General features: G+C 45.2%; 18 protein-coding genes and 1 pseudogene. 12 read left to right on the forward strand and 7 right to left on the reverse strand.

Annotation, left to right across the window (positions count from 1 at the left end; translation table 11 throughout):
• Positions 1-14 precede the first annotated feature (14 nt).
• Positions 15-707 carry a hypothetical protein gene (locus A3IK_RS0108305; protein WP_020559521.1) on the forward strand — a complete coding sequence of 231 codons (693 nt, stop codon included), beginning with the start codon at positions 15-17 and terminating at the stop codon, positions 705-707.
• A gap of 29 nt (positions 708-736) precedes the next feature.
• Here the strand turns inward: A3IK_RS0108305 and A3IK_RS0108310 are convergent, their stop codons facing one another.
• From A3IK_RS0108310 to htpG, 3 genes are all read right to left on the reverse strand, one after another.
• On the reverse strand, positions 737-1,681 hold the full coding sequence (locus tag A3IK_RS0108310) for an ADP-ribosylglycohydrolase family protein (protein WP_020559522.1): 945 nt from the start codon (positions 1,679-1,681) through the stop codon (positions 737-739).
• Positions 1,682-1,765: 84 nt separating this feature from the next.
• Complete coding sequence (locus A3IK_RS0108315) at positions 1,766-2,275, reverse strand: O-acetyl-ADP-ribose deacetylase (RefSeq protein ID WP_020559523.1); 510 nt, start codon at positions 2,273-2,275, stop codon at positions 1,766-1,768.
• A 225-nt stretch (positions 2,276-2,500) separates the two neighbouring features.
• Entirely contained in the window at positions 2,501-4,390 is a 1,890-nt protein-coding gene (htpG, locus tag A3IK_RS0108320; RefSeq protein ID WP_020559524.1) for a molecular chaperone HtpG, read from the reverse strand.
• 160 nt (positions 4,391-4,550) lie between these two features.
• On the opposite strand from htpG, the gene A3IK_RS0108325 reads away from it, so the two are divergent.
• From A3IK_RS0108325 to nagA, 4 genes are all read left to right on the forward strand, one after another.
• Positions 4,551-5,357, forward strand: a complete 807-nt coding sequence (locus A3IK_RS0108325) for a sulfite exporter TauE/SafE family protein (RefSeq protein WP_020559525.1) — start codon at positions 4,551-4,553, stop codon at positions 5,355-5,357.
• A 156-nt stretch (positions 5,358-5,513) separates the two neighbouring features.
• Positions 5,514-6,389: a glucosamine kinase nucleotide-binding domain-containing protein gene (locus A3IK_RS0108330; protein ID WP_026220876.1), complete on the forward strand. Its 876-nt coding sequence runs from the start codon at positions 5,514-5,516 to the stop codon at positions 6,387-6,389.
• 76 nt (positions 6,390-6,465) lie between these two features.
• Positions 6,466-7,497, forward strand: coding sequence for an SIS domain-containing protein (locus A3IK_RS0108335; protein ID WP_020559527.1), 1,032 nt, complete (start codon positions 6,466-6,468; stop codon positions 7,495-7,497).
• A complete protein-coding gene (gene nagA, locus A3IK_RS0108340; protein ID WP_020559528.1) occupies positions 7,494-8,636 on the forward strand; it encodes an N-acetylglucosamine-6-phosphate deacetylase in 1,143 nt (380 codons plus the stop codon). The genes A3IK_RS0108335 and nagA overlap by 4 nt, the downstream gene beginning before the upstream one ends.
• Positions 8,637-8,763: 127 nt before the next feature.
• Here nagA and A3IK_RS0108345 read toward each other — a convergent pair whose 3' ends face one another.
• On the reverse strand, positions 8,764-8,949 hold the full coding sequence (locus A3IK_RS0108345; RefSeq protein WP_020559529.1) for a hypothetical protein: 186 nt from the start codon (positions 8,947-8,949) through the stop codon (positions 8,764-8,766).
• A gap of 147 nt (positions 8,950-9,096) precedes the next feature.
• On the opposite strand from A3IK_RS0108345, the gene A3IK_RS0108350 reads away from it, so the two are divergent.
• Entirely contained in the window at positions 9,097-10,455 is a 1,359-nt protein-coding gene (locus tag A3IK_RS0108350; protein ID WP_020559530.1) for a flavin monoamine oxidase family protein, read from the forward strand.
• Between the two features lie 53 nt (positions 10,456-10,508).
• Here A3IK_RS0108350 and A3IK_RS0108355 read toward each other — a convergent pair whose 3' ends face one another.
• Entirely contained in the window at positions 10,509-11,387 is an 879-nt protein-coding gene (locus A3IK_RS0108355; RefSeq protein ID WP_020559531.1) for an SGNH hydrolase domain-containing protein, read from the reverse strand.
• 144 nt (positions 11,388-11,531) lie between these two features.
• Here A3IK_RS0108355 and A3IK_RS0108360 point away from each other — a divergent pair, with 144 nt between their 5' ends.
• Together A3IK_RS0108360 and metH are read left to right on the forward strand one after the other, a co-directional pair.
• Complete coding sequence (locus A3IK_RS0108360; protein ID WP_020559532.1) at positions 11,532-11,867, forward strand: hypothetical protein; 336 nt, start codon at positions 11,532-11,534, stop codon at positions 11,865-11,867.
• Between the two features lie 231 nt (positions 11,868-12,098).
• A complete protein-coding gene (metH, locus tag A3IK_RS0108365; protein ID WP_020559533.1) occupies positions 12,099-15,794 on the forward strand; it encodes a methionine synthase in 3,696 nt (1,231 codons plus the stop codon).
• A 65-nt stretch (positions 15,795-15,859) separates the two neighbouring features.
• Here the strand turns inward: metH and A3IK_RS0108370 are convergent, their stop codons facing one another.
• Positions 15,860-16,222, reverse strand: a complete 363-nt coding sequence (locus tag A3IK_RS0108370; protein WP_020559534.1) for a hypothetical protein — start codon at positions 16,220-16,222, stop codon at positions 15,860-15,862.
• Between the two features lie 288 nt (positions 16,223-16,510).
• On the opposite strand from A3IK_RS0108370, the gene A3IK_RS0108375 reads away from it, so the two are divergent.
• The 3 genes and pseudogenes from A3IK_RS0108375 to A3IK_RS18900 all read left to right on the forward strand — a co-directional run.
• Positions 16,511-16,714, forward strand: a complete 204-nt coding sequence (locus A3IK_RS0108375; protein WP_020559535.1) for a hypothetical protein — start codon at positions 16,511-16,513, stop codon at positions 16,712-16,714.
• A 125-nt stretch (positions 16,715-16,839) separates the two neighbouring features.
• On the forward strand, positions 16,840-17,091 hold the full coding sequence (locus tag A3IK_RS21880) for a helix-turn-helix domain-containing protein (RefSeq protein WP_162596627.1): 252 nt from the start codon (positions 16,840-16,842) through the stop codon (positions 17,089-17,091).
• Positions 17,058-17,489 (forward strand): annotated as a pseudogene (locus A3IK_RS18900) (transposase family protein); the annotation flags it as partial. The gene A3IK_RS21880 and the pseudogene A3IK_RS18900, both read left to right, overlap by 34 nt.
• 20 nt (positions 17,490-17,509) lie before the next feature.
• On the opposite strand, the gene A3IK_RS18905 reads toward A3IK_RS18900, so the two are convergent.
• Positions 17,510-18,181, reverse strand: a complete 672-nt coding sequence (locus A3IK_RS18905; protein WP_020559537.1) for a helix-turn-helix domain-containing protein — start codon at positions 18,179-18,181, stop codon at positions 17,510-17,512.
• Between the two features lie 48 nt (positions 18,182-18,229).
• Here A3IK_RS18905 and A3IK_RS21885 point away from each other — a divergent pair.
• On the forward strand, positions 18,230-18,341 hold a 112-nt coding region (locus A3IK_RS21885; protein WP_425425414.1), incomplete at its 3' end, for a transposase.

Raw genomic sequence — 18,341 nt, forward strand, 5'->3', positions numbered from 1 at the left:
GTTTGGGGTTAATTATGTTACGTAAAGTGTGGTTCATTGTATTACTTGCCATAGGACTTAGCGCCTGTGATACCTCCACGCAATCAGAACCGAAAACACCCGTAACACCAATACCCAATGATCAGCCCATTAGCAAACCTGTACGTTTGCCCACCTTGACGATTCCCCCTTATACCTTAGAGGGGGATGACACCGAGCCGTTACCGGGTTTGGGCGAGCCAGCCGAAGAAGATCTATCGGATTTACGTTTACATTATTATGTGACAAGTAATGTTGCCTATATCGATATCACCGTGGAATATGGCGAATTACGCTATACTTTTTTCCCTGATTTACAAGGTAAATGCTTAAAATGGCGAAAAGCAGAACCGTGCTGGAGAAAAAATGATTTAGAAACCATAGGCAAAGTATTAACACAAGAAGATTTAGATAACCTAACCTCCATTATTATAGAAAATAAAGTACTAGAATTAGATAAAGACGAATATGGTGCAGGGAAAAAACGCCGTAAAGATAGTCAATCCTATACGATTAATCTTGATAAAACGGAACGCAATATTAGCTATTATCCTGCTCCTTTAGCGGAGAAAAAACCAGAAGGTTTAGCAAGAATAGAAACCGCCTTATTACAATATGCCCGTGATTTAGAGGCGGAAACTTATTATCCCGCCCCAGGATTAATACCCAATCAGCCCGGAGCGGAGTAGTCGCTCTAAAGTGAGCACTATTTAACTATTTAGAAGTGAGACGCCTCTAGTTGCTCTTCTAGCTGGAAATGCGTTTGTCCTTCTCGAAATAGACGCCTTGCAATGCTTTCAATGTGTCTTCGTTGGTAAAGTGTCTCTAGCCATATTGCCGGTATAGCCTCTAACCCATAATAGGCTCCCGCAATTTGCCCACAGATCGCGGCGGTGGTATCCGCATCATCCCCTAGATTAGCAGCGGCTAGAACGGCAGCCTCAAAACTAGTGGTATGCCAGAAGGCCCAAAGTGCAGCCTCAAGACTTTCGATGACATAACCGCTGCCTTTTATTTCCTCTCGGTCTTTCGACTTAAAACGTTCTGTATAAATAGGCTTCATGGCAGGATGTGGTAGAGCGGGGTTGATGTCAAAAAGCTCCCGCTTTGGCAATCCCATCATGGCATGCAATAGGACATCAGAAAAATAGCTACAAGCTGCCAGACATTCGGCTGAACCGTGTGTGGTTCTTGAACTCAATATCGAAAAATGCCGAGCTTTATCTTGATCCTGATAATAGAAAATGGGAATAGGGGCGAGTCGCATGAGGGAACCATTACCAGAACTTTCAGAGTCTGTCGGGCCAGAATAGGGTTCACCGGTTTTGCGGTATTGTAGTAAGGCTCTTAAGACCGTTTTGCCAAATCCAAACGCTCTAGGGGCGCTGGAGTTATAGCCGGTTTCAGCCCAGCGTCGGTAACGTCTACATTGATCGAGTGGGTCAAATCCTTCCATAGCCAGCAAGCTATCGGCTAGGCAAAGTGCCATCGAGGTATCGTCCGTCCATTGTCCAGGCTGTAAGCGGAATTTTCCCCCCCCACGCATTCCGGTTAAGGGTTGGAAGCGGTTTCTTGGCAGAAACTCAACCGCTGCGCCTATTGCATCACCACAAGCTAGTCCCAGCAGACAAGCTGCCGCCCGATTTTCATCATCCTTAATCATAGTGCTCCCTGCTTGCTCATACAGTACCACAATTAACATAGCTATACTGAATAGATTGGTACAGTTGATTATTTTTATAGCTAATTATTGTAATAGCTTATTATAGATTTCATAGTTTTCCTCATCAAAACAAACAAAAATGACTCGCTCTATTTTGTCAGTAGTAGTTAGAAAATCGGAGACGGTTTGAGTTGCAATTTTGGCAGCTTTGTCTTTAGGAAACCCATAAATACCCGTGCTAATATTGGGAAATGCAATAGATTTAATCGAGTGATTCAATGCAAGCTTTAGGCTATTTAGATAGGCTAAGGATAATAACTCGCTTTCATGGTGGCTGCCATTATTCCATACGGGGCCTACTGTATGAATAACAAACTTTGCAGGAAGCTCTCCCGCTGTGGTTATGACCGCTTCACCCGTGTTACAACCACCTTGCTGATTACGGATTTTGATGCACTCTTCTAGTATAGCTTTACCACCAGCCTTATGAATGGCTCCGTCCACACCACCTCCGCCTAATAGCGATGTATTGGCAGCATTTACAATAGCATCAACCGCTATTTTGGTAATATCACCCTTTAACAGCTCAATCATAATAGTTACCTAGCTTATGGATTTGAAATTAAAGTTTCTGCGATATATTTTAGCATTAGAATAGGGTTTATGGGTATCTATATTCTTGATTTAAACTTTAATATGTGAGCCTATTGTTAATAGATATTATCATAAAGACTTGGCTCTATGGTTTAGAGAAGGGGGTATTCTAGCTTTGCGGAGAGAGAAAGGAGCGAGTATAACCCACTCCTTTAATAAAGAGGTTTAAGCCAAAGCCAACATCAAACGATTTAAGCGACTAACAAACCCGGCTGGATCTTCTAATTGTCCGCCTTCAGCTAAAATGGCTTGATCGAGTAATACACTCGCCCACTCACTAAAGCGTTCATCATCCGTTTCTGCATTCATGCGTTGCAGTAAAGGATGACCCGGATTAATTTCTAAATTCGGTTTGGTTTTTGGCACGTCATGTCCTGCTTGTTTAAACAGATGCTGCATATAAAGCGCCATATCATGATCATTTAACACAATACAAGACGGTGAATCAGTCAAACGATGCGAAACCCGCACTTCTTCTACTTTATCGCCTAAGGAGGCTTTAATATGCTCTAAAAGATTTTTAGATTCTTGCTCGACTTTTTCTTGCTCTTTTTTATCTTCTTCGGTTTCTAATTTGCTTAAGTCTAATTGACCTTTAGCCACCGATTGCAAGGATTTACCTTCAAATTCGGTTAAACCATTCGTTAACCACTCATCCACACGATCTGATAGTAATAAGACTTCAATGCCTTTTTTACGGAACACTTCTAAGTGTGGGCTATTTTTAGCAGCGGTATGAGAATCTGCCGTAATATAATAAATCTTATCTTGCTCTTCTTTCATCCGCGAAACGTAATCAGCTAAAGATACTTTCTGCTCGGTTGAGTTATCATGAGTCGAGGCAAAACGTAATAACTTAGCGATTTGTTCACGATTAGCAAAATCTTCGCTAGGGCCTTCTTTCATCACGCGGCCAAATTCTTTCCAGAAGGTCGTATATTTTTCGGGTTCATTCTCAGCAATAGATTCTAATAGACCTAATACCTTTTTTACCGAGCCGCTTTTCATCGAGTCGATAATACGGCTGCTTTGTAAAATCTCGCGTGAAACGTTTAGCGGTAGATCATTAGAGTCAATGACGCCACGTACAAAGCGTAAATAGCGCGGCATTAAGTTTTCAGCATCGTCCATAATAAATACGCGTTTGACGTATAGTTTGATGCCATTTTTTTGCTGCTGATCGAATAAATCGAATGGAGCTTTAGCAGGAATATAGAGTAGGGAAGTATATTCTAATTTACCTTCTACACGACTTTGTACCCATGCCAAGGGGTTTTCCCAGTCATGGCTAATATGCTTATAAAACTCTTGATATTCCGCTTCGGTAATATCGTTTTTATTGCGTGTCCATAAAGCATTGGCTTTATTAATGACTTCCCATTCGCTAGTCGCTTTACCTTCATCATCCGCCTTATGCATTTTGACGGGGAAGGGGATATGGTCGGAGTAGCGCGTAATAACGGAGCGTAAGCGCCAGCCATTAGCAAATTCTTTTTCATCTTCTTTTAGGTGCAGGGTAATTTCCGTACCACGCGTGGCCTTGCTGACTTGCTCTAGGGTATAGCCCGATTGTGCATCGGACTCCCAACGGGTAGCACTATCGGCAGGCTCGCCCGCACGACGGGTAGTGAGCGTGACTTTATCCGCCACAATAAAGGAGGAGTAAAAACCAACCCCAAATTGACCGATAAGATGAGCGTCTTTTTGTTGATCGCCGGTGAGTTTTTGTAAGAATTCTTTAGTACCTGAGCGAGCAATCGTACCGATATTGGTGACGACTTCATCACGGTTCATCCCAATACCATTATCACGAATCGTTACGGTGCGAGCGTCTTCGTCATACTCCACTTCAATACGTAGATCGCTGTCATTTTCGTATAAGTTATCATGACCAATCGCTTCAAAACGTAGTTTGTCACACGCATCCGCCGCATTAGAAATCAGTTCGCGTAGGAAAATCTCCTTATTGGAGTACAGCGAGTGAATCATGAGATGCAGGAGTTGATTCACTTCCGTTTGGAATTGCAGGCTTTCTTTTTGCGCTGTGTCAGTCATATAAGGTTATCCTCTACCTAATGTACAAAATCAATGCAGCGAACATGGGGTGAGAAACCTAGATTTCAAGTTCAGAAAACCGCACAACCTAAAAATTTCAGCAATAAATGTTTGAGATTGGCAAAATAATAGGCTTAATGATTCTAGGAAGCTTTCAACGATGGGATGGCAAGAGATAGGGTGGTATTTAGCGTTGGGTGCCTTTGTCGGGTTAGTGGCAGGGTTATTTGGGGTGGGAGGCGGTGGGGTCATGGTTCCTACCTTTACCTCACTCTTTGCCCTGCAGCATTTTCCACGGGAGCATTTAGTTCATATGGCACTAGCCACCTCGATGGCGGCAATTATTCCGACCTCTATAGCCAGCTTGCGGGCGCATCATGCCCACGGTGCCGTGCTATGGTCGTTGGTGTGGAAGATTACGCCGGGGATTTTGGTGGGCACTTTTGCGGCTACTTTTTTAGCCTCGCAGTTAGATGCATTACCGCTGGCTATTTTCTTTACCTGCTTTATGGCCTATGTCGCCCTACAAATATGGCTAAATATTAAACCTAAACCCTCACGTCAATTACCCACTCTGCTAGGCACCTCATTAGTAGGGGTAGGGATTGGTGCAGTATCGGCCTTGGTAGCTATTGGGGGTGGCTCTTTGTCGGTGCCGTTTATGACTTATTGTAATGTCAAAATCCAGCACGCCATTGGCACCTCCGCCGCGATTGGCTTACCTCTAGCCATCGCAGGTACCGTAGGCTATTTAGTGAATGGTTGGAGTGTCCCTAATTTACCGCCTTATACCATTGGCTATATTTATTTGCCGGCGGTTGTATTAGTGTCAGCAGTGAGTTTTTTTACTGCTCCACTAGGGGCTAAGTTAGCCCATAGTCTGCCTGTGACAACATTAAAACGCGGTTTTGCGGTCGTGATGTTTTCATTAAGCCTGAAAATGTTATATACCGTAATAACACACTAATGATGAGTTTTATTGCAAAGCTGTGGTCAATGTAGAGAGCATTATGTTGTTATACTGGGTTTAAGGGGGTAAGGGTTTTTTCTTGACCTTTGACGTTGTATTGCGCTCAGTATACGATTTAGAATGATTAATAATAAAACAAGGGCTGCACGTTTTATGGCTTATCAACCATCCACCACCTATTACGTCGGCATTGATGGGGGAGGAAGTAATTGTAGGGCAAGGCTTACTGATCACACCGGCACCGTATTAGGCGAGGGGGTCAGTGGTTCAGCGAATCTGCGTTTAGGCGTTGAGCATTCTATTGATGCCATTCGACACTGTGTGAGTGAGGCACTGAAACAAGCGGGTTTAAGCCAGTTATCCACCACCGATTTAAAGGCTGGCATTGGTTTAGCCGGACTGGTATTAAAAACGGATATCGTCACGGCGGCTCCTATTAAAGCACTCTTTGCCGCTTGCCAATTAACCAATGATGCTTATATCGCCTGTCTAGGCGCACATCAAGGACAAGCCGGCGGTATTGTGATTTTGGGCACAGGGTCTTGTGCGCAAATTATTTGCCCAGAGGCGAGTCGTACTTTTGGCGGCTGGGGTTTAACCTTAGCCGATCAAGCCAGTGGCTCATGGTTAGGGCGTGAGGCCATGCGTATGACCTTATTGGCTGTAGAGCAGATTATTCCGGCCTCGCCCTTAACTGACTATTTGGGGCAGCCTTTTGGGCAGGATGCCGAGGCGCTATTTAATTGGAGTCTTGATGCTAAGCCGGCTCACTATGCCCAATTAGCGCCGCAAGTTTTTCAATTTGCTCAAAATCAAGACCCTTATGCTCAAATTTTGTTGCAAAACGCTTGCCAAGACCTAATACGTATGATTAGAGTTTTAGAGCGTTATCAAACGGGGCATATTGCTTTGTTAGGTGGATTAGCCAATTTATACCAATCCTATCTACCTGCAGAGATTCAAGCCTTACTAACGCAGCCTAAAGGTAGTGCCTTAGAGGGAGCACTGCTGATGGCTCAAGATTTATAAGCGTTTTACGTCCGTCCACTATCGTGGTGATAGCTGCGATTTTGTCTTAATGACTATTCAACCTAGGTAAGTGACTATGACTACGCCACTCATGTATCGAGAAGCCTTACAAGCACCTAAGCGTATGCGCGTGCAATTAAGCGAATTAGCGGAGCCTTTAGCGCGTCTGGTGCAGCAATTACAAGCTCGCCCCCCTAAGTTTATCGTGACCTGTGGACGCGGTAGCTCCGATCATGCGGGGGTTTATTTACGTTATCTCCTTGAGCTAGGTTTAGGTATCCCGACCACATCGGCAACTCCTTCCATTTTATCGATCTATGGTGTGGAAACTAACCTAGCCGATAGTTTGGTGATTTTGATTTCTCAATCCGGGCAAAGTCCAGACTTAGTCAAATATGCGCAAATGGCGAAGCGTCAGGGGGCTATCACCTTAGGCTTAATTAATAGCTATGAAAATGCACCACTAAGTGCTCATTGCGATGTGGTGCTGCCATTACACGCAGGGCCTGAGCAGGCGGTGGCAGCAACCAAGTCTTATCTGTGTACTTTATTTGCCAGTTTACAATTAGTAGCGGTTTGGTCACAGAATCAAGTACTCCAAGCCGCACTGGAAAGATTGCCCGATGATTTAAGCCAAGTCCCTAATTTAGATTGGTCGGGGGCGCTGAGTAGTTTAGTGGATGCACGCAGAATGCTAGTGTTGGGGCGGGGGCCTGGGCGTGGGATAGCGAATGAGGCTGCGCTTAAATTTAAAGAAACCTGTAGCTTACATGCTGAAGCCTTTAGTAGTGCCGAGGTCTTACACGGCCCCTTAGCCATGATTCGTTCGGGTTTCCCTATTTTAGTTTTTGATCAAGGCGATGCTGCGAGTATGAGTATTCGTGAATCGGTGAGTCGTTTGACCGAGGCGGGTGCTCAAGTTTTGTTTTCGGGGGCTAATGCGCCACAAGGTACTATCGGTTTGCCCGTATTAGAGGGCTTGCATCCTTGGTGTGCATTGATCACACAGATTCAATCGGCCTATTTAATGACAGCACGTTTATCCTTACAACGCGGCTATAACCCCGATACCCCACCATTTATTGCTAAGGTAACCAAAACCCTATGAATAAATTTGCGCTAACCCATTTCCGCTATTTTGATACTCAAGATGAGCAACAGCAGGATGCCGCTTTAATGATTGAGAATGGGCATATTGAGCAGTGGTTGCCCATCCATGAACTGCCGCCTATTGTGCCTCAAGTTGATGCACAGGGTTGGCTACTCGCTCCCGGACTCATTGATATTCAAGTCAATGGCGGTGGGGGGGTAATGCTGAATAATAACCCTAGTATTAAATCCATCGATAGAATGCGCCGCGCTCATTGGTTGGGCGGAACCACCGCTATGCTGCCCACTTTGATTACTGATACGCCAGAGGTAATGCAGCAAGCCGTGGAAGCGGTCGCGCTGGCGGTCGATTCCTTACCAGGTATTTTAGGTATTCATTTAGAGGGGCCGCACTTAAATAGCGGTAAGCGTGGGGTGCATGATAGTCACAGGATTCGCCCTTTAGATGCGGGTACGCTGGAGCTATTAACCCATATGGCACCAGAGCACTATTTGCTAACCGTCGCCCCAGAGCAATTGCCAGCCGGTGCGATTCGCCAATTAGTTGAGCAGGGGATTCGGGTGAGTGCCGGGCATACTTTAGCAAGCTATGAGCAAATGAGAGCAGCGTTAGCGGAGGGCTTAAGTGGTTTTACCCATCTTTATAATGCCATGTTGCCTATGACAGGGCGTGAGCCGGGGGCAGTTGGGGCAGCGTTAGAAGATGAGCAGAGTTATTGTGGAATTATTATTGATGGTTATCATCTTCATCCTACGGTAGCCAAATTGGCGATTCGAGCCAAAGCTAAAGGTAAAATGATCCTAGTGACCGATGCTATGGCGACAGTAGGGAGTGAAGAGTCAAGCTTTGAGCTGTATGGTGAGACGATCTACGCTGTCAATGGGCGCTGTGCGAAAGAGGACGGTACACTCGCAGGTTCTGCATTGGATATGGTTTCAGCCGTGCGCAATTGTGTCAACACACTAGAGATAGCCTTGCCAGAGGCTTTACGGATGGGAAGTTTATATCCCGCGCAATTTTTAGGTATTAGCGAGCACTATGGACAGCTAAAGGCGGGAGCGCGGGCAGATTTTATTTTATTAGATGAACAATTGAATTTAAAACAAACCTGGGTCTTAGGTCAGCGTTGTATTTAGTTGTATTCAAATGCTATTTAGATTTTTACAATTGCTTTATGAGCTTAGAGTGGCTTGATCGTTAGGATAAGCCACTGTGGGCAAGTAGGATAGGCTAGCACACGGAATTAACCGCAAGAGATAGACATTAACGTGTTTTGACACTACTATCGCCCCAACGCACTACACCAAAACCACAACTCAAGGCTTGAGCCGTATAGACTTTACACAGACTAGGTGCTTCGGCGTCGGCTGTTGTAGCCGTACTTAGCGCTAAACAGGCAAGGGTAAGCATCGCCCAAATCGCCCACAGGGTTTTATTTCGCAGATTCACAGCAAGTATCCTTATAGTTGAGAGTGATTAAGTGCAGTTATAGTTATAACGATCCAGCAAGTTACTTTTTACGAGGGATGGTAAATTTTTTAATGTCCCCTAAAGTGCTAATAGTTAGTCAGGTTAATTTCTGTTTTGGTTCAATTTATGCCCAGTTCAAGACGATATTTTTTACGTACAGTCACCGCCGGTGCTTTAGGGTTGGGCTATTCCACCATGGTTTCTGCTAATGCCCCATCAGTATTAGTATTAGGGGCAGGAATGGCTGGACTAGCTGCTGCGCGACACCTCAGTGCTCAAGGTTTTCAGGTCACGGTACTAGAGGGGCGGGAACGCATTGGGGGGCGTATTTATACTAGCCGCCTATGGTCGGATGCGCCTGTGGATTTAGGTGCCTCATGGATTCATGGGGATGAGGATAATCCTATTACCGAGCTTGCCAATCAGGCTAACGCTAAGCGAGTGGCGACCAGCTATGACAGCGCTGAGTTGTATATTGCTCCAGAGTTGCTCCAGCAAGGTGTGACCGATACGGCAGAAGATAAGATGGAGCGCTTGGTGGATAAAGCTCTCAAACAAGCCTCTGACCTAGATCAAGATCTGTCACTGAGAACAGCGGTCGAGCGAGTGATGCGAGATCGAGACTCAACTAGCCTAGGATCAAAAGCACAGCTAGAGTTTTATCTCAATAGCCGCTATGAGCAGGAGTATTCAGGCTCTACCCGCGAATTATCCGCGCACACGATTGACGAGGATGAAGAGTTTGAGGGTGATGAGTTATTATTCCCTCAAGGCTATGGTCAATTAACCGATTACTTGGCTAAAGGTTTAACCATTAAAACCGGACAAGTAGTAAAACAAGTTGCCTACTCTCCGCAAGGGGTGAGCGTGACCACCCAAAATGCGCAATATAGCGCTGATTATGTGCTAGTGACCTTGCCTTTGGGCGTGCTAAAGCGCAATAGCGTGCAATTTAATCCACCCTTACCTACGAATAAACAGCAGGCTATTGCCCGCTTAGGCATGGGTGTGCTGGATAAAGTGTTTTTTAGATTTGACAAGGTTTTTTGGCCTAAAGACATTGATTGGCACGAATATTTATCACTCCGCGCAGGGCGTTGGGTGGAGTGGGTGAGTTTTGCTAAATTAGGTGTACCTATTTTATTAGGTTTTAATGCCGCAGAGCGGGCGCGTGAGTTAGAGCTGTGGTCGGATCAAGCCATTATTGAGGATGGTATGCAGGTATTACGCGAGATGTTTGGCAATGCTATTCCTAGCCCTAAGGCCACTCAAATTACCCGCTGGGCGCGTGATCCCTTTAGTTATGGCTCCTATTCCTTTAATGCGGTGGGGAGTACTAAGCAAGACCGTAAAGTGTTAGCTAGTACGGTCGCGGGGCGCTTATTTTGGGCAGGAGAGGCTACCCATAGCGAATATCCCGGAACCGTACATGGTGCCTATTTAAGTGGTATTGCGGCGGCTAAGCGCTTGTTAAAGCAACCGTAAAACCGTAAGCGGGTAGTTTTTCCGCAACTACCCGCTTACGGTTGCTTGATTACTTAGAAGTGAATCTTAAATCCTAACGCTAAATCTAGAGTAGGTGACGGGCTAATAGTAAAAGCCGGAGGTTTTAAAAGCTGATTTAAAGCCGCCGTGTGAAATAAACGTTGTCCTACCCATTTAGCGCCAGCACGAGTTAAATGTCCCCCATCATAAGAAATTAACTCACCTTGTGGCGTAAATAAGGCGCAGTTTGTCAACGAGCCGCAAATTAAACTTTGTTGATCAATAAAGGTATAGTGTTGTGTTTCTGCCCCTTGACTGAGGGGGGTATTTGTAGCAATAGGGACGGGATCAATTTTATTAGTCAGAGTTTTTAATTGCTGTGCTGGTAGATGAATATACTGCTGTACCACTACTTTACCAAAATCTCTAGCCCCTAAGACAATCACTTGCTGATGTGGTTTGAGGTTAAGTTGTTTTAGGGTGCTAGGCCATAATCGCGCCGACCAATCTCTCCAGCGTGCAATAATAATAATGACTTCAGCCGCTTCAATCTGGGGTTTAGCCGCCGCTAATTCATTAGCCTGTTCACAAAAAGCTTGATCTTCAGCATTAAGATACGGCCTAGCCGCTGCTTTAAAAGTAATTTGGCAGCGAGTCGGCAGGTAAAAAGTGCGAATTTGATAGTGAGATAAATAGTTATTTTCTAAAATACCATTTAAAAAATCCTGTGCATGACTATCCCCAATAATTAATAGTTTACGACTGGAGCTATTGGTATCAAAGGGCTTTTTATTCAGTGCTAAAAATGCAGTGCGCGTATAAGCACCATTTTTCTGAGTCTGAGTCGCCGCTAATAAGGAGCTTTGATAGTTATTGGCTAATAGGGGCGTCGTGAAGCAGCCTAATAGGATAGCTAAACTCAATAAACGCATGGTTTTATGTCCTAGTCTAAGTCAATCCTGCCGATCATATAGGCACTTTGCCTCTTAGGCACCCTAGTACTTTTTAATGATAGCGACTACTTAAACATCATGGGTTAGCTATAATGCGGCTCAAAAATACGGTAAGGAGAGTATATGAGCCAAGCAGATCCGCATTTGAATCAGGATATTAAAGAGTTTCGTCAGCCAATGGTCACCTCAGTAGGGATTATCTTAGGCTTTTTAATGAATTTTCTAGCGCAGTGGGCCACTTCAGATGATGAAAATCCTGCGATTCAATCGCTCGCCGATGGGGTGGTGGCGGTTACTTTGCTAGTCGGTATTGCTTTGATGATTTATGTTTTGTTTATGCTGTTGACGAATCGTTATGACCCCACTCAAACTGGCGTTTACTATCAACGTATTTTTCGCTGGTACATGGTAGCAATCATTATCTCGTTTAGTGGTTTAGCCGCAGCCTTATTTATCTGACCGTAAAAGGTCTGCAAGCGTAGTTGGGTCTTTCTTCCGCAGTCGCTGTAAATACGTCCATGTACGCTACAAGGCGGCATCCCTGCCGCCAAGACTGCTCCAGAAAGACCCAACTACGCTTGCGCTTCAGCCTTGAGCTAAAAAACCCTTTATTTAAGCCTTAATAGTTCGCCTCTTAGGTCGAGTCTGTTAGGATAGCCGTCTTGTTTTAAACTACAAAAATAGATTGTCATGACTCGCACAACCCAACTGAAAAACGCCCTATCTCAACGCATCCTCATTCTTGATGGTGCGATGGGAACTATGATCCAGCGTTATAAACTACAAGAAGCGGATTATCGTGGTCTGCGTTTTAAGGATTGGCATAAGGATCTGAAAGGTAATAATGATCTTTTAGTGTTGACCAAGCCCGAAGTCATTCGTGAGATTCACGCGCAATACTTAGAGGCCGGTGCTGATATTATTGAAACCAATAACTTCAATGCGACCCGCGTCTCCATGCATGATTATGATATGGAAGCGTTTGTGTATGAGCTGAATGTCGAGGCTGCGAAGTTAGCTCGCTCCGTCGCGGATGAATATAGCACCCCGGACAAGCCACGTTTTGTGGCGGGTGTTTTAGGCCCTACAGGGCGCTCGGCAGGGGTATCAACACGGGTGGAGGATCCGGGGCATCGTAATACTACCTTTGATGAGTTAGTCGCAAACTATAAAGAGTCAGCTCGTGGCCTGATTGAAGGTGGGGCGGATATTATTTTGGTGGAAACCATTTTTGATACCCTGAATTCTAAAGCGGCAGTATTTGCGGTCAAGCAAGTCTTTGATGAGGATGGGATTGAGTTACCGATTATGATTTCGGTCACGATTACTGATGCCTCAGGGCGTGGCTTGACTGGACAAACAACCGAGGCCTTTTATAACTCGCTCGCCCATACCGGAGCCTTATCGTATGGCCTGAATTGTGCGTGGGGGCCGGATAAAATGCGTCCCTTTATTGAGGAAATGTCACGTATTTCAGGATCGCTGGTTTCAGCGCATCCTAATGCTGGTTTGCCGAATGAAATGGGCGAATATGATATGACGCCTGAGCAAATGGCAGGCTTTATTCAGGACTGGGCGAAAAATGGCTTTTTAAATATTGTCGGGGGCTGTTGTGGTTCGTCACCGGCGCATATTAAAGCCATTGCCGAGGTGGTAAAACCCTATGCTCCGCGTGTTATTCCTAGCATTGAGCCGCAGCTACGCCTATCAGGACTTGAACCCTTCAATGTAGGCAAAAATAGCCTATTCGTGAATGTGGGCGAGCGTACTAATGTCACCGGCTCAGCTAAATTCAAGCGCCTGATTAAAGATGGTCAATATACCGAAGCTCTAGCAGTGGCACTCGAACAAGTCGAGGGCGGCGCTCAAGTTATCGACGTGAATATGGATGAGGGCTTATTAGATGCAGAAAAGGAAATGACGCGTTTCCTGAATCTAATTGCCTCTGAGCCGGATATTGCCCGTGTGCCGGTGATGGTCGATTCGTCCAAATGGGATGTGATTGAAGCCGGACTCAAGTGTATTCAAGGCAAGGGTATTGTGAACTCGATCTCCATGAAGGAGGGTGTGGATAAATTTATTGAGCAAGCGCGATTAGTGCGGCGTTATGGTGCTGCCGTGATTGTCATGGCCTTTGATGAGCAAGGTCAGGCGGACACTAAAGAACGTAAAATCGAGATTTGTAGCCGTGCTTATAAAATTCTAACCGAGCAAGTCGGTTTCCCGCCTGAGGATATTATTTTCGATCCCAATATTTTTGCCGTCGCAACCGGGATTGATGAGCACAATAACTATGCGGTTGATTTTATTGAAGCCACCCGTTGGATTCGGCAAAATCTCCCACATGCCCATGTCTCTGGTGGGGTATCGAATGTATCGTTTTCTTTCCGTGGAAATAATCCAGTACGGGAAGCGATTCATAGCGTATTTCTCTACCACGCGATTCAAGCGGGTATGGATATGGGCATTGTGAATGCTTCACAGATGGAAGTGTATGACGATATCCCTAAAGAACTCCGCGACGCCGTGGAAGATGTCATTCTCAATCGGGATGCGGGCGCGACCGAGCGCTTATTAGCCCTGGCTCCGAAATATAAAGGGGATGGCAAAGAAGAGGATAAAAAAGAAGATTTAGCGTGGCGCTCTTGGCCGGTAGAAAAACGCCTCGAGCATGCGTTAGTGAAAGGGATTGATGCCTTTGTCGATGAAGATACTGAAGCCGCGCGGGTGAAATTGGGTAAGCCTTTATTAGTCATTGAAGGCCCGCTCATGGATGGTATGAATGTCGTCGGTGATTTATTTGGCGCAGGCAAAATGTTTTTACCTCAAGTGGTAAAATCAGCCCGCGTCATGAAAAAAGCCGTAGCTTATCTTGATCCTTTCATGGCAGCCGAAAAAGAGGGGGCGGATATTCAAGCTAATGGCAAGATCCTCATGGCCACGGTCAAGGGTGACGTGCATGACATTGGTAAAAACATTGTCGGTGTGGTACTGCAATGTAATAACTACGAGGTGATTGACCTCGGTGTGATGGTGTCGGCTGAAAAAATCCTACAAGTGGCGCGTGAACAAAATGTGGATATTATTGGTCTGTCCGGTCTGATTACCCCGTCCTTAGATGAGATGGTGCATGTTGCCAAAGAAATGCAGCGTCAAGGCTTCCAGATTCCACTACTGATTGGGGGCGCTACGACTTCTAAAATTCATACTGCTGTCAAAATCGAACCACAATACCACAATGATATGGTGGTATATGTGCCGGATGCCTCTCGTGCGGTAGGGGTCGCGAGTACGTTACTCTCAAAAGAATTCAAGCCTAATTATGTCGCTGAATTACGTAAAGAGTATGAGCAAGTACGGGTCAAACGTGCGGCTAATCAAACAGAACGTAAACTGATTACGCTTGATGCTGCACGCGCGAATGGATTTAAAGGCGATTGGGCCAATTACAGCCCCGTTAAACCGGCTCTATTCAAGCAAAATCAATCGACATTAGTGTTTGATGATTACCCCTTAGACGAGCTAGTGCCACGCATTGACTGGACACCCTTCTTCCGTAGTTGGGAATTAGCGGGACGCTATCCCGATATTTTAACCGATGAGGTAGTGGGTACTGAGGCAACTAAGTTATTAGCCGATGCAAAAGTAATGCTGCAAAAGATGGTAGCTGAAAAGTGGGTTCAGGCTAAAGCGATTGTAGGCTTTTTCCCTGCGAATGCGGTGGGAGATGATACCGCGCTGTATACGGATGAATCACGCTCAAAAGTATTAACAACTTTGCATCATTTACGGATGCAGATGGATAGAAATGGTCAGCAGCCGAATTATAGTTTAGGCGATTTTGTAGCACCTCAGTCCTCTGGTAAGGCGGATTGGATTGGCGCATTTGCGGTCAGTACCGGATTTGGCATCGAGCCACGTTTGGCGGCGTTCCGAGCGGCGAATGATGACTATAGCGCCATTATGCTGGAGGCTTTATGTGATCGTTTGGCTGAGGCATTAGCCGAGCGTTTGCATGAGCGCGTGCGTAAGGAGTTCTGGGGTTATGCGACGGATGAGGTGCTGGATAATGATGCTTTGATTGCTGAGGCCTATCAGGGTATTCGTCCGGCTCCGGGGTATCCGGCCTGTCCTGATCATACTGAAAAGGGTACGTTGTGGCAGCTTTTGGATGTGGAAAAGCAGATTGGTATTAAGATTACCGAGTCCTTTGCTATGTATCCGGCGGCGTCAGTATCGGGTTGGTATTTTAGCCATCCTGAGTCGCGCTATTTTGGTATTGGTCGAGTAGCCCGCGATCAGGTCGAGGATTACGCTAAGCGTAAGGGGTTGACTGTAGCTGAGGCTGAGCGCTGGTTGAGTCCGGTATTAGGGTATGAGAATTAATTAGTACCCTACAATGGAACTATCATTTTTGGTAGTTCCTTCAATCCCTTAAGATTCACGACTTACTACACTGCACCCACTATCATATAACTACACACCATATCCGCATCAAAGGCTTGTCCAATATCCGTATTGGCAGCATGAATCACAATCTGATCAAGACCACCTGCAGCACCTCTGGCAACATACTCAATCGACCAAGGTACAAAAGCCGTGCCAGCACTACCCCTACAACCTGCCATTGTTTCAGTGGAATAGATACTCACCGTAATATGCGGGCGAGCAGAAAAGTGGGGAACTGCCAGCCCTAGTGTTCTAACATGTTTAGCCGTTTCAGGTGCTAGCATGAGTGCTGTACCACTCACAAGTTGAGTAGCGTTACCTAATGGAGTGGTTTGTTGAGTAGACTCAAAAGTACAAGATGACATATTTAAAACCTCCCTGCATTCAATAAAATCCCAAATCACCTAGATAATAGAGGTGGTTAGAGCTATGTCTTTATAGGATTCTATTAGAGAATTGCTAATTTTTCAATCTATTTTAAATACCAAAAAAATATCAAAAAATTTCCATTGAATTTTTGATTTTAGGAGTTTAAAAAAATAAATAGGTAAGTGAGTTAATCGTTTTAATTGATCTAGTATAATAAAAAAATATTTTTAATTATAAAGAATAGACCTCTTGCAAAAGTGATAAAAGGCACCATATAGGGTTGTATGAGATATGAAACCCTAAAGCATTTAAAGGAAGAAGCCTTCAAACGCCTAGTAGGCATTCCTCCCGAACTATTTACCCAACTCGTTACTCTCCTAGAGCAAGCCGAAGGTCGCAAGCTCAAGAGTGGCTGTCCCACCAAACTGAGTCTAGCGGATCAACTGCTGCTCACCCAGGGCAATCGCTTGAATCAAGTTATTGATTAAATTGAGATAGTTAAAAAGTCAAAAGTAAATTTTTCATGGAAAATTGCTCTGATTACTATCTCCCATTATGCTTAACTTCTGAAATATCATAGATTTACTTCAAGCGATTGCCCTGGCTGCTCACCTTGAACTACTGGCGGGAGTACCGTACCTATGCTCACCTAGGAATCGATTACGGGATTCACGAGTCCACAGCCCAGCGGACAGTCAAACGGGTAGAAGATCGCTTAGACGCCTCAGGNTANCTTGCGCTGACGCAGACNGAACTAGAGNCNCCACCGATAGCGGTCATTGTGGATGCGAGTGAAACCCCGATTGAGCGCCCTAAAAAAAACAGGAGGACTACTACAGCGGTAAGAAGCACACNCATACTGTGAAATTTCAGTTACTGATTGATGAGGCGACGGGACTGATTTTACACCTATGTATGGCGGAGGGAAATGAGCATGATGTGACCTTGGCTCGTCAGCATCAGGAGGCGGTACCGACGGGGNGCTTTTGCTTGGGGGACTTGGCTTATCAGGGCTGGGAGTTGAAGGAAGCGACCTTAATCACCCCCTTTAAGAAGCCTAAGAAGCGCCCGTTAGAAGAGGAACAGAAAGCCTTTAATCAGGTGTTGGCCTCGTTTCGTGTCAAAGTAGAGCATCGGATTCGTGCCTTGAAGATCTTCAGGATTTTGAAGGAACGTTATCGTAATCGACGGCAACGTTTTGGGTTGCGCTTGAGGCTTATTGCCGGTTTGGTGAATCGAATGCTATTCAATTGCTTTTCCTGACTTTTGCAAGAGGTCTAGTATTAAGGAGCATTAGATTTTTGAAAATCACTAGGACTCATACCGACCTTTCTCTTAAATAAGCGTGAAAAGTACTGTGGGTATTCAAATCCTAATTGATAAGCCACTTCAGCAACCGTTTTTTGCGGGTCTAAGAGTAAGTTTTTAGCTTCATCTAATAAAAACCAATGAATATGCTCTATCGCTGTTTTATGGGTTTCAGTTTTTAATGCATCGCTTAAATAGCGTGGCGACATCGATAAAGCATTAGCAGCCCATTCAACCGTTGGCATACCCGATTGATAAGCGGCTCCGGTGGCAAAGTAGTTGATTAAGACCTGATGTAGACGTTGGCTTAACTGTCCTTGTATTTGTGCACGATGGATAAATTGGCGCTTATAAAAACGATTCGCATATTTCAGTAAGGTATCTAATAAACCTAAGATAATCTCTCGGCTTAGTTCGTCTTGGTTATTGTTATATTCACTCTCAATGGTTTGGTATAACGATAGTAAAGTTGCTTCTTCTTTGGGAGATAAGTGCAGCGCTTCATTGACGGAGTAGGTAAAGTAATTATGATCTACCCCAGGAATAGTAGACAGAGCTAAAAGCGAGTATTCTTCCCCAAAAGAGGTACTCTGATGAGCACAACCAAAACGACCGAACCCCGCAAAAAAGCGCCCTATATTCGCCATAGCCGTGAATATAAAGAGGAAGCCTTGAAGCTAGCAGCCACCATTGGCATGTCTAAGGCCGCCAAACAATTGGGTTTACATGAATCCCAATTATATCAGTGGCGTAAAGAGCAGACCCATGCCAAGACGGTCAGTGAGCGTGAGGCGAATTTAGCGACAG

This window comes from Thiofilum flexile DSM 14609 (assembly GCF_000380185.1).
GTDB classification, from domain to species: Bacteria; Pseudomonadota; Gammaproteobacteria; order Thiotrichales; family Thiotrichaceae; genus Thiofilum; species Thiofilum flexile.